Here is a 12311-nt window from a genome sequence, read left to right on the forward strand (position 1 = left end):
CGCCGCACCGCGCGAAAGCCCGAGTAGCTCCGCTACGAGGGCTTCCACGCGGCACTCCCCCAAGCTCTTCGAGCAGGGGGGACCCCCAGAGCACGCACCGAACGCCGCTCCTTCTCCCACGGAGATCCATCAGAAGGGGCCTAGGCCGGCTCGTCACCTCGCGTCGCCAGGTTCCGCAGGACGGTGCCACAGCGGCGCGCGTACGCGTGCTGCAAGCCCCTGGTCGCGGGGCCGCCCGCCTTCGCGTACCACTTCGCCGCACGGCTGAAGGCGTTCACCGTCAGCCAGACGGTGCCGTCGCCCGTGCGGTCGACCACGAAGGACTCCTCGCCGGTCTCGGGGTGGCCGGGCAGCGTGCCGTAGGCCCAGCCCGCCCGGCGGGGTTCCTCGACCGTCCAGACCACGCGGCAGGGGGCCTTGATCATGCCGGCCAGGGTGACGGTGACGTCGACACCGGGGGCGGCTCGCTCCGCGCCCGCGTCGAGGCCCACGCCCATCGCGCGGTGCATCTCCCAGGTGAGGACCGCCTGCGCGGCCCGGCGGAAGACCTCCTCGCCCTCGCCGAGGCGGGTGCGGACGGTCATGAGGTGGAAACCCGGCGGGCAGAAGCCCTGATCGCGGGTGGCGCCGACATCGGCGTAGGTGAAGTCCTTCGGATCCGGATAAGACACGGTCACCAAGAGTAGGACGGTACCCGGACCGGACCGCGTCCCGGGTACCGCCCGTGGTCGTGCTTCGGTCAGCCGACGTTCACGGCCGACCAGGCGGACGCGACCGCCTTGTACTCGGTGCTGGAGGCGCCGTACAGCGCCGAGGCCGCGTTCAGGGTCGCCGTACGGGCCTGCGCGTACTTGGTCGTCGACGTCATGTACGTCGTCAGCGCCTTGTACCAGATCTGCAGCGCCTTGGTGCGGCCGATGCCGGTGACCGTGGAGCCGTTGGACGTGGGCGAGTTGTAGGTGACGCCGTTGATCGTCTTGGAGCCGCTGCCCTCGGACAGCAGGTAGAAGAAGTGGTTGGCGGGGCCCGAGGAGTAGTGGACGTCCAGGCTGCCGAGGCCGGCGGACCAGGCGTCGGCGGAGTCGCCGTCCTTGCTGGGCTTGTCCATGTAGCGCAGCGGCGTGCCGTCACCGTTGATGTCGATCTTCTCGCCGATGAGGTAGTCGCCGACGTCGGAGGGGTTGTTCGCGTAGAACTCCGCGCCCGCGGCGAAGATGTCGCTGGTCGCCTCGTTCAGGCCGCCGGACTCGCCGCTGTAGTTGAGGCGCGCCGTGGCCGACGTCAGGCCGTGGCTCATCTCGTGGGCGGCCACGTCGAGCGAGGTCAGCGGGTGGGTGTTGCCCGAGCCGTCGCCGTAGGTCATGCAGAAGCAGCCGTCCGACCAGAAGGCGTTGTTGAAGTTGTTGCCGTAGTGGACGCGCGAGTAGGCGGCCTTGCCGTCGTTGCGGATGCCGTTGCGGCCGAAGGTGTTCTTGTAGAAGTCCCAGGTCGCCTGGGCGCCGTAGTGGGCGTCGGCGGCGGCGGTCTCCAGGTTGGAGGGGTTGCCGTTGCCCCAGATGTCGTCGGAGCCGGAGAAGAGGGTGCCGGTGCCGGAGGTGCCGCGGTTGAGGTTGTACGTCTTGCTGCCGCCGCGTGTGGCGTCCGACAGGGTGTAGGACGACCCGGACTTCGTGGTGCCGAGGGTGACCTGGCCGCTGTACGTGGTGTTGCCGGTGCCGGTCTCGATGCCCTGGTACTCGTAGAGCTTCTTGCCGGTGGCGGCGTCGGTGACGACGTGCAGCTCGTTCGGGGTGCCGTCCTCCTGGAGGCCGCCGACGACGGTCTCGTAGGCGAGGACCGGCGTGCCGCTCGCCGCCCAGATCACCTTGCGGGGAGCGGAGTTCGCCGCGGTCTTGGCCGAACCGGCCGCCTTGGCGAGGGTCACGGCCTGCTTCTCCGCCTTGGCGGCGGTGACCGCGGGCTTGAGCGAGGCGACCTTCAGCGCCGCCGTGGTGGCTCTGGTGACGCCCCTGGCCGCGCCGGACTTCGACTCGTGCACCACGAGGTCGCCGCCGAGGACCGGCAGGCCCGCGTAGGTGCGCTCGTAGCGGGTGTGGACCGAGCCGTCGGCGTCCTTCACGACGTCCTTGACGACCAGCTTCTCCTGGGCGCCGAGGCCTATCTCGTCGGCGGTCCGCGTGGCGTCCGCCTGCTGCTCCTGGATGAGCGCCGTGCGGGCGGGCGCCGAGAGCAGCACGGGGGCGGCGCCGAGGGCCGGCTTGTTCGCGGAGTCCGCGGCGACGCTGCTGCCGGACGTCAGCGCGGTGGTGAGCAGGGCGCCCGCGGCGACGGCGGTGGCGATGGCGAGCGTGGCGCGCTTTTTACGCGCGTAGACAGGGGTGGACACACGAGCTCCTCGTTGTGGGGGGGGGTGCTGCGGTGCTGTGCGGCGTGGGGGAAGAGTGGCACCGAGGGCGCGTACATGTCAGGAGTGGGAGGTGATGTTGGCCAGAAATGGACGACCAGATGTACGCGAGGACACGTGAAACGGACGCCGCCCCGGGGGGATTCGAACCCACCGGGGCGGCACCCTGACTCAAGGGCCTACGGGAATGTCAGCTTCCAGCTGTTGATGTAGCCGGTGTCGACAGCCGCGTTGTCCTGCACCCGCAGCTTCCACACGCCGTTGGCCACCTCGGAGGAGGCGTTCACCGTGTAGGTGGTGTCGATGTTGTTCGCGCTGCCGCCGGTGCCGTACCCCTTCAGGGTGTACGCCGTGCCGTCGGGGGCGACCAGTTCCACCTTGAGGTCACCGATGTAGGTGTGGACGATGTCCACCGCGACCTGGAGGTTGGACGGCGCGTTGCCGGTCCGGCCGGACACGGTGACCGACGAGGTGACCGCCGCGCCCCGGTCCGGGATCGCCACATCGGCGGTGTTCTCGAAGGACGTGCCGCCGCCGCCTCCGTCGCCGGGCCGGGTGCCGACGTTGATGCCCGCCCACGCGTGCTGGACCGCCTTGTACTCGGCGCTGTCCGTGCCGTAGAGCTCACCGGTGGCCGCGAGGGTGCCGGTGCGGGCCCCCGCGTAGTTGGTGGTCGAGGTGAACTTCGTGGTGAGCGCGCGGAACCAGATCTTCTCCGCCTTGTCCCGGCCGATGCCGGTGACCGGAAGGCCGTCCGAGGTGGGCGAGTTGTAGGTGACACCGTTGATCGTCTTGGTGCCGCTGCCCTCGGAGAGCAGGTAGAAGAAGTGGTTCGCCGGGCCCGACGAGTAGTGCACGTCGATCGAGCCGATGCCCGAGTACCAGGCGTCCTTGGACGCGCCGTCCTTGCTCGGTTTGTCCATGTAGCGCAGCGGCGTGCCGTCGCCGTTGATGTCGATCTCCTCGCCGATGAGGTAGTCACCGACGTCGGAGGAGTTGTTCGCGTAGAACTCGACCGTCGCTCCGAAGATGTCGGAGGTGGCCTCGTTCAGACCACCGGACTCACCGCTGTAGTTGAGACCGGCGGTGTTCGAGGTGAGCCCGTGGGTCATCTCGTGCGCGGCCACGTCGATCGACGTCAGCGGGTTGGCGTTGCCCGAGCCGTCGCCGTAGGTCATGCAGAAGCAGCTGTCCGACCAGAACGCGTTGACGTAGTTGTTGCCGTAGTGGACCCGGGAGTACGCGCTCACGCCGTCGCCGCGGATGCCGGAGCGGCCGTGCACGTTCTTGTAGTAGTCCCAGGTCAGCGCCGCGCCGTAGTGTGCGTCGGCCCCCGCGGACTCCAGGTTGGACGGGCTGCCGTTGCCCCACACGTCGTCCGGGCCGGAGAAGAGGGTGCCGGTGCCGGAGGTGCCGCGGTTGAGGTTGTACGTCTTGTGGTTGCCGCGGGCGCCGTCGGTGAGGTTGTACGTCGACCCGGACTGGGTGGTGGTCAGGTCGACCGTGCCGGAGTACACCGTGTTGCCGGTGCCGGTCTCGATCGCCTCCCACTCGTACAGCTTCTCGCCGGTGGTGGCGTCGGTGACGACGTGCAGTTCCTGCGGGGTGCCGTCGTGCTGGAAGCCGCCGACGACCGTCTCGTAGGCCACGACCGGCGTGCCGCTCGCGGCCCAGATCACCTTGCGGGGCTCGCGGTTGATGTCGGGGTTCTTGGCCTCGTCGGCCTCGCCGGCGGTCAGGGCCTGCTGCCGGGCCTTCGCGGCGGGCACCGCGGTCTTCGTCGTGGCGGGCTTGACGGCGGCACGGGTGGCCTTGACGACGGCCGCCGTGGCGTCCGCCTTCGTGCTCTCCACGACCAGGTCGCCGCCGAGGACCGGCAGGCCGTCGTAGGTGCGCTCGTAGCGCGTGTGCACGGTGCCGTCACGGTCCTTCAGGACGTCCCGGACGACCAGCTTCTCCTTGGCGCCGAGGCCCAGGTCGCGGGCCGTCCGCGCCTTGCCGGCCTCGGCCTCGCGGATCAGCGCGGCGCGCTGCGCGGGGCTGAGCTTGACCGATTCCGAGCCGGGGATCGCCTTGCTCGCGGCCGACGGTGCCTTCTCCGGGGCTGCGGTGGCGGTGCCGCTCTGGACGGCTGCGGCGATCAGCGCGGCGACGCCGGCGAGGGCCACGGCCGCGGTGCGACGGGTGGTGTGCGGAGTGCGTCTGTGGGAGGTGCCTCTGCGCGCGGAACTGCTTCTCAACACGGACTCCTTCTGCGGGACCGGGGGTCGCCCGGCCTGGGGAGGTGGAGGTGTTGCTGTGGGGTTCCTGTGGAGCAGTCGTGGGAAGCGTGGCAGGGGAGCGCGCTTTCTGTCAGGACCGCGTCAAAACTATGGCCGGAAACGGTTCGTTGTCCGGAAGTTCATGTTCGCTATGCGGACGCTTGGTCGTCCCCGGGCAGCTCCCCGTGCCAGGAGTGCCACAGCGCCGCATAGGCCCCGCCGGCCGCCACCAGCTCGTCGTGCGTGCCGAGTTCGGTCAGCCGGCCGTCCTCCATCACCGCCACCCGGTCGGCGTCGTGCGCGGTGTGCAGCCGGTGCGCGACGGCGATGACCGTGCGCCCTTCGAGGACGGCGGCCAGGGCCCGCTCGGTGTGCCGGGCGGTCGTCGGGTCGAGCAGCGCGGTCGCCTCGTCGAGGATCAGCGTGTGCGGGTCCGCCAGCACGACCCGGGCCAAAGCGAGTTGCTGGGCCTGCGAGCCGTCGGTCCGGCAACCGCCCTGGCCCAGCGGGGTGTCCAGCCCCTGCGGCAGCCCCCGCACCCACGCGTCGGCGCCCACCACGGCCAGCGCCTCCCACAACGAGTCGTCGTCCGCGGCCGGTTCGGCCATGCGCAGATTGTCGCGGACCGAGCCGAGGAACACATGGTGCTCCTGGGAGACCAGGACGACCTGGCGGCGCAGCCGCTCCGGCCCCAGTCCGACGACCGGCACACCGCCGACCGTGACCGAGCCGGAGGTCGGCGCGTCGACGCCCGCCATCAGCCGGCTCAGCGTGGTCTTGCCGGCACCGGACGGCCCGACGACGGCCAGCCGCTCCCCGGGCCGCACCGTCAGGTCGACGCCGCGCAACACCTCCACGCCCCCCTCGTACGCGTAGCGCACCCCGGTGACGTCGATGCGGTCACCGTCCGGATCCGGACCGTCGCCCTCACCGGCCACCCGCGGCGCCCGGGCCAGCCCCTCCACCCGGGCGAAGGAGGCGCCGCCGGACTGGAGTTGCTCGATCCGTACCAGGACCTCGTCCAGGGGCGCGCTCAGCTGGTGCAGATACAGCGCCGCCGCCACCACCGCTCCGAGGCTCATCGAGCCGGACGCGTGCAGCGCACCGCCGATCACCAGCACTCCGGCCACCGGGAGGACGTACGACGTCTCCATCACCGGGAAGAGCACCGAACGCAGGAAGAGGGTGTGGTAGCGGGCGCGGCGGGAGGTCTCCAGGGCGTCCCGGCTCGCGGCCGTGCGCTGCTTCTGGAGCCCGAAGGTCTCCACCGTGCGTGCCCCGGCCGCCGTCGAGGCCACGATCTCCGCCACGTCCGACGTGGCGGCGCCCTCGGCGAGGTAACCGTCCCGGGCTCGTCGCAGATACCAGCGCAAGACGATCCAGATCGGCGTCAGCGCCAGCACCGCGAGGACGCCGAGCAGGGGGTGCATCAGGAAGACCGCGCCGATCAGGAACAGTGCCTGCACCAGGTTGACCAGCAGGACGGGGCCCGCGTCCCGCAGGGTGTTGCCGACCGTCGTCACGTCCGCCGTCCCGCGTGCCGTCACGTCACCGGTGCCGGCTCGCTCCACCACCGACGCGGGCAGCGTCAGCGCTCGGTCCACGAACCGTTCCCGCACCCGGGCCAGGGTCCGCTCCCCGAATCGATGTCCCACGTACCGGGCCCACCGCGCCAGCAGTACCTGTGACAGGACGCTCAGCAGCAGGAGCAGGGCCAGCCGGTCCACGGCGGCCGTCCCGTGCCCGGCCTGCACCTCGTCGATCATCCGGCCCAGCAGCCACGGACCGGCCAGCCCCGCCGCGGCCGCGAGCGCGTTCAGGCCCAGGACGACACCGAAGGCGCGGGCGTCGGCCCGTACGAGAACCAGCAGGGCGCGCCGAATGTCGGCCCGTTCAGCGACCGGCAGGTGTGCCTGGCTCATCCCAGGGCCTCCTCGGCGTCCCTCGCGACGAGGGTGCGGTAGCCGGGGGTGGTGACGAGCAGTTCGTGGTGGGTGCCGGAGGCTTCGACCTTGCCGTCCCTGAGGTAGTGGACGGTATCCGTGCGATCCAGGACGAGAGGAGAGGTGGTGGTCACGACGGTGGTGCGGCCTTCCCTCGCTTTCCTCAGCCTGGTGGCGACGGTGGCTTCGGTGTGGGCGTCCAGGGCCGAGGTGGGCTCTATGGCCAGGAGGATCTCCGGGTCGGTCAGGAGGGCTCTGGCCAGGCGGATGCGCTGGCGCTGGCCGCCGCTGAGGTTGCGGGCCTGAGCGTCCATGAGGGTGTCCAGGCCGTGAGGAAGGGCTTGGACGATGTCCTCCGCCGCGGCTGTGTGGAGCGCCTTCCGCAGTGCCGGGTGGTCTGGTGGGGTGGCTGCGGGCGCGTTGTGGTGGTCCGCGCAGTTCCCCGCGCCCCCTGGGGACGTGCCCTGTACGCCCAGCATGTGGGAGAGGGCGCCCGCGAACAGGTCCGCCTCGTGGTCGGACACCAGAATGCGCGACCGGATCTGGTTCAGGGCGATGTCGTCCAGGCGTGTGTCTCCCCATGTCACGCTCGACGGGACGAAACGGCCCAGGCGGTCCACGACGGTGGTCGCGTCCGCGGAGTGTTCCGCGACCAAGGCCGTCAGGCGCCCCGGCAGGATGCGTACGCCCGATTCGGGGTCGTACAGAGCGGACGGTTCGGACGGGGCGTCCAGGGTCCCCGAGCCGGCCATCGGTTCCAGGCGCAGGAAGCGTACGACCCGGCGTGCGCACACCAGGCCGCGGCTGATCTGGTAGCCGCACTCGACCAGGAAGGCCACCGGCCACACCAGCACGGCGACATAGCCGTAGACGGACACCAACTGGCCCACGGTGATGCCGCCCTGCGCGGCGAGCCGGGCCGCCAGCCAGGTCACCACCGCGAGGAACAGGGTCGGCAGCCCGACCCCGAGCGCCTGCACCCAGCTGGTCACCGCCCCCACCCGGTACCCCTGCTCACGCAGGCGGCGTGAGTCCTGCAGGAAGGCGTCCGCCACCAGCTGCTTGCCGCCCAGACCGGCGAGGACCCGCAGCCCCCCTGCCAGATCACCGATGCGCGCCGTCAGCACGCCCTGCCGCGCACGGTACTCCGCCTCCGACCCCTGCAACCGGCCGAGCAGCGGCCCCATCACCAGGGCGAGCACCGGAATGCCGAGCAGCACGATCAAGGCAACGAAGCCCGAGACCGACACCAGCAGCAGGGCGATCACCAGATAGCCCAGGACCGCGCCGACCCCGGGCCCCACCACGGTCAGCGACTGGCTGACCGTCTGCACGTCGCTGACGCCGATGGTGACGACCTCCCCGGCGCCCGCTTGCCGCCGCAGAGAGGCGCCCAGCCGCACCGCCTGCCCGACGACCACTTTCACCGTGCGGAAGTTGGCGTCCATCCGCACCCGCGTCATGGTGCGGTGCCGCATGATGCTCAGCCAGGCGTTGAAGGCGCCCACCGCGAAGAGCGCGCCGCTCCACAGGGCCAGCGCCCTCATGTCCCCGGGCTCCAGGCCGTCGTCGATCGCCCGGGACATCAGATACGGCGTCGCCGCCAGCAGCACCATCCACACACTGCCGAACATCGCCCCCGCGGCGCACCGCCCCGGCTGCCGGGCGACCAGCCACCACAGGTAGCGGGCGCCGCTCCGGTCGTCGGGTGTGCCGGGTTCCTCGTACGCGTCGATCATCCGCCCGCCCCTCGCCACCGCTCTACGCCAAGCTGTCCCGCCAGGCGCGGTGCAGGTCCGCGAACCTGCCCGTGCCCGCGATGAGTTCGGCCGGTTCGCCGTCCTCCACGATCCGGCCGTGCTCCATCACCAGGACCCGGTCCGCGATCTCCACCGTCGACAGCCGGTGGGCGATGACCACGGCCGTACGGCCCTTCAGCACCGTCGTCATGGCCCGCTGCACCGCGCGCTCCCCGGGGATGTCCAGCGAGCTGGTCGCCTCGTCGAGGATCAGCACGGCCGGGTCGGCCAGCAACGCCCGGGCGAAGGCGACCAGTTGCCGCTGCCCGGCGGAGATACGGCCGCCCCGCTTGCGCACGTCGGTGTCGTAGCCGTCGGGAAGGGCGCTGATGAAGTCGTGGGCGCCGATCTCCTTCGCCGCCTGCTCGATCTCCTCGCGGGTGGCGTCCGGGCGGCCGATCGCGATGTTGTCGGCGACCGTGCCGGAGAAGAGGAACGCCTCCTGCGTCACCATGACCACCCCGCGTCGCAGTTCGGGCACGGCGAGGTCGCGCAGGTCGACACCGTCCAGCAGCACCCGGCCGCCGTAGGGGTCTCCCCTGCTCGAACGCAGTTGAGAGCTTGGGGAAGGGTCGTAGAACCGGGCCAGCAGTTTGGCCAGCGTCGACTTGCCGGCGCCCGTGGAGCCCACGACCGCGACCGTCTGCCCGGCCGGAAGGGTCAGGTCGAAGGAGGGCAGCACCTCGCCGCCGGTGCGGTAACCGAAGCGGACGCCGTCGAAGACCACCGCGCGGTCGGGGTGTTCGCTCTCCGGCGGCGGCAGCCGCCGGGGGGCGGCCGGCTCGGGGACCGACGGGGTCTGCGCGAGCAGGCCGGCGATCTTCTCCAGGGAGGCGGCCGCCGACTGGTAGGAGTTCAGAAACATCCCGAGACGGTCGATGGGGTCGTACAGCCGCCGCAGGTACAGCACGGCCGCCGCCAGCACACCGAGGGCCAGTGTGCCGTCCGCGACCCGGTAGGCGCCCCACAGCACGATCGCCGCGACCGCCACGTTGGCGACCAGCCGCGAGCCGGTGACGTAGCGGGTAATCTCCAGCAGCGCGTCGCCGTTGGTCCGTTCGTGCCGCCGGTTGAGCACGCCGAAGTCCGCGTCGTTGACGGCCTCGCGACGGAAGGCGCGCACCGGGCGGATGCCGTTCATGGTCTCGACGAACGTGACGATGACGGCCGCGATGGCCGTCGACCGGGCCCGGTACACCCGGCCGGCCCGCCGCTGGTACCCCCGCACGAGGGCGTAGAGCGGCACCAGGGACGCCACCGCCACGCCCCCGAGGCCCAGGTCGAGCCAGAGCAGCATGACCGAGATGTAGACGAAGGAGAGGATGACCGTCACGAGCTCCTGGAGGCCCTCGTCGAGCAGTTCGCGCAGTGACTCCACGTCGGCCGTGGAGCGGGAGATGAGCCGGCCCGAGGTGTAGCGCTCGTGGAAGTCGACACTCAGCGCCTGCGCGTGGCGGAAGATCCGGCCCCGCAGATCCAGCAGCACGTCCTGGCTGACCCGTGCGGCGGCGCCGACGAACGCGAACTGCAGCCCGCCCGCGGCCAGCGCGCACGCCAGGTAGCCCACGCCCACCGCGATCAGCGGCCCGTGGTCCCGCGCCCGGAACGCCGGTACGGCACGGTCGATGGCGTACGCCACGAGCAGCGGCCCCGCCTGCACGACCGCCTGCTGGAGCAGCAGCAGGACCGTCGTGACCGTGACCCTGGCCTTCAGGGGCGCGAGCAGGGAGCGGAGCAGGGCTTTGGTGGCGCCCGGCGGGGTGGGCAGGACGTCCCGGTCGAAGGGGTCGCCGGTGGCGGCCGGCCGATCGTCGGGTCGGTCGCCGGGAGGTTCGTCGGGTTGTTCGTCGGGTGTGCTGCCGGCCGGTGTGCCGGTGGCCGCCGTCATCGTGCGCCCTCCTCTTCCCCTGACATCAGATGCGCGTACTCGGCGTTCGTACGCAGCAGTTCGTGGTGGGTGCCGACCGCGGCGATCCGGCCGCCGGACAGCAGCGCGACCCGGTCGGCGAGCAGCACGGTGGACGGGCGGTGCGCCACGATCAGGGCGGTCGTGTCCGCGAGGACCTGACGCAGGGCGGCCTCCACGGCGGCCTCGGTGTGCACGTCCAGGGCCGACAGCGGGTCGTCGAGGACGAGGAACTCCGGCTGGCCGACGACGGCCCGGGCGAGCGCGAGGCGCTGGCGCTGGCCGCCGGAGAGGCTGAGGCCCTGCTCGCCCACCCGGGTGTCCGTCCCCTGCGGCAGGGCGTACACGAAGTCGGCCTGGGCGACGGCCAGCGCGCGCTCCAGATCAGCCGTACCCGCGGTGTCCTTCGCGCCCATGAGAACGTTGTCGCCGACCGTGGCCGAGAACAGCGTGGGCTCCTCGAAGGCCACGGCGACCTTGGCGCGCAGCGCTTGTCTGGGGAGGTCTCTGATGTCGACGCCGTCGAGGGTGATGCGGCCCGACGTCAGCTCGTACAGGCGGGGGATGAGCGCGGTCAGGGTGGTCTTGCCGCTGCCGGTGGCGCCGACCAGGGCCATGGACTCGCCCGGGCGGATGTGCAGGTCGATGTGCTGGAGGACGGGCGGGGTGCCGGGCGGGGCGTCGGGGTAGCGGAAGCGCACCCCGTGGAAGCGGAGTCCCCTGTCCCGGACGTCCACCGTGCCGGTGCCGGTGCCAGCGGTGCCGGAGGTGGAAGCGGGGGCGGGGGCCGCGGTGGTGGCGATGGCGGTGGCAGGGACGGTTGCGGTGGCGGTGATCCCCTCCGCCGTTCCCTCCGTGTCGTCCTCCGCGTCCTCGTCCATCACCTCGAAGTACCGCTGCGTCGCCGTCGCCGCCTCCTGGCTCATCGCCAGCAGGAACCCGATCGACTCCACCGGCCACCGCAGCGCCAGCGCCGTCGACAGGAACGCCACCAGCGTGCCCGCCGACAGGGCACCGTCGGCCACTTGGACGACGCCCACCACCAGCGCCGCCCCGATCGCCACCTCGGGCAGCGTCACGATGACACCCCAGATGGCGGCCAGCAGCCGCGCCTTGCGCAGTTCCGTGCCGCGCAGCTTCGCCGACAGGTCCCGGAAGGCCAGCGCCTGGCTGTGGTGGCGGCCGAAGCCCTTGATGATGCGGATGCCGAGCACGCTCTCCTCGACGACCGTCGTCAGGTCGCCGACCTGGTCCTGGGCGCGCCGGGCCATCGCGGCGTAACGCTTCTCGAAGATCACGCAAGTGACCATGACGGGCAGCGCCGGCCCGAGGATGACCAGCCCCAGCGTCCAGTCCTGGAGCAGCATGATGAGCACGCCGACGAGGATCGTCACCCCGTTGACCAGCAGGAACGTCAGCGGAAAGGCGAGGAACTGGCGCAGCAGCATCAGGTCCGTCGTCGCCCGGGACAGCAACTGCCCCGAGGCCCACCGGTCGTGGAAGGACACCGGTAGCCGCTGGAGGTGCCGGTACAGATCCGCCCGCATCGACGCCTCGACGTGGGAGAGCGGACGGGCCACGAGCCACCGCCGCAGCCCGAACAGCAGGGCCTCGGTGAAGCCGAGGAGCAGCAGGTACAGCGCGCCGAGCCACACCCCGGCCGGGTCCCTGTCGGCGATCGGCCCGTCCACCATCCACTTCAGGACGAGCGGGATCACCAGGCCCACGCAGGAGGCGAGTATCGCGACGAACGCGGCGCCGGACAGCCGCGCTCGCACGGGCCGCACATACGGCCACAGGCGCAGCAGCGTACGCACGGCGGAACGGTCCTGGGCGGGGGCGGGTGTCGTGGCCATCGGCAGCGAGCCTACGGATCGTCACTGACACTGCCCACCGAGTTTCCGCCGGACCCGGATCGGCCCATGGTCCTGCGACCTGGGCGTTCGGCAGATCGCCCGGCGGGACCGGTCGGGTCGTACGGCCGCATCAGCCGATCGG

At 71.5% G+C, this 12311-nt stretch carries 7 protein-coding genes; all 7 read right to left on the reverse strand.

What is annotated here, in order from left to right:
- Positions 1–140 precede the first annotated feature (140 nt).
- The 7 genes from QNO09_RS11945 to QNO09_RS11975 all read right to left on the reverse strand — a co-directional run bounded on the left by QNO09_RS11945 (position 141) and on the right by QNO09_RS11975 (position 12169).
- The gene (locus QNO09_RS11945) at positions 141–677 is read right to left on the reverse strand and encodes a DUF1990 domain-containing protein (RefSeq protein ID WP_283970356.1); all 537 of its coding nucleotides are present in this window, start codon (positions 675–677) and stop codon (positions 141–143) included.
- A 62-nt stretch (positions 678–739) separates the two neighbouring features.
- Positions 740–2386 (reverse strand): M4 family metallopeptidase, encoded by a 1647-nt coding sequence (locus QNO09_RS11950; protein ID WP_283970113.1) that lies wholly within the window; start codon positions 2384–2386, stop codon positions 740–742.
- 197 nt (positions 2387–2583) lie between these two features.
- Positions 2584–4644: a M4 family metallopeptidase gene (locus QNO09_RS11955; RefSeq protein WP_283970114.1), complete on the reverse strand. Its 2061-nt coding sequence runs from the start codon at positions 4642–4644 to the stop codon at positions 2584–2586.
- 170 nt (positions 4645–4814) lie between these two features.
- Positions 4815–6587, reverse strand: a complete 1773-nt coding sequence (locus QNO09_RS11960; RefSeq protein ID WP_283970115.1) for an ABC transporter ATP-binding protein — start codon at positions 6585–6587, stop codon at positions 4815–4817.
- Positions 6584–8347 carry an ABC transporter ATP-binding protein gene (locus tag QNO09_RS11965; RefSeq protein WP_283970116.1) on the reverse strand — a complete coding sequence of 588 codons (1764 nt, stop codon included), beginning with the start codon at positions 8345–8347 and terminating at the stop codon, positions 6584–6586. The genes QNO09_RS11960 and QNO09_RS11965 overlap by 4 nt, the downstream gene beginning before the upstream one ends.
- 22 nt (positions 8348–8369) lie before the next feature.
- Positions 8370–10295 (reverse strand): ABC transporter ATP-binding protein, encoded by a 1926-nt coding sequence (locus tag QNO09_RS11970; RefSeq protein ID WP_283970117.1) that lies wholly within the window; start codon positions 10293–10295, stop codon positions 8370–8372.
- On the reverse strand, positions 10292–12169 hold the full coding sequence (locus QNO09_RS11975) for an ABC transporter ATP-binding protein (protein ID WP_283970118.1): 1878 nt from the start codon (positions 12167–12169) through the stop codon (positions 10292–10294). The genes QNO09_RS11970 and QNO09_RS11975 overlap by 4 nt, the downstream gene beginning before the upstream one ends.
- Between the last annotated feature and the right edge of the window lie 142 nt (positions 12170–12311).

The organism is Streptomyces sp. 378 (genome assembly GCF_030124145.1).
GTDB lineage: Bacteria > Actinomycetota > Actinomycetes > Streptomycetales > Streptomycetaceae > Streptomyces.

Excerpts from the sequence above, each read along its gene's own strand:
- QNO09_RS11960 (WP_283970115.1), bottom strand. The coding sequence starts at position 6,587 with ATGAGCCAGGCACACCTGCCGGTCGCTGAACGGGCCGACATTCGGCGC.
- QNO09_RS11965 (WP_283970116.1), bottom strand. The coding sequence starts at position 8,347 with ATGATCGACGCGTACGAGGAACCCGGCACACCCGACGACCGGAGCGGC.
- QNO09_RS11970 (WP_283970117.1), bottom strand. The coding sequence starts at position 10,295 with ATGACGGCGGCCACCGGCACACCGGCCGGCAGCACACCCGACGAACAA.
- QNO09_RS11975 (WP_283970118.1), bottom strand. The coding sequence starts at position 12,169 with ATGGCCACGACACCCGCCCCCGCCCAGGACCGTTCCGCCGTGCGTACG.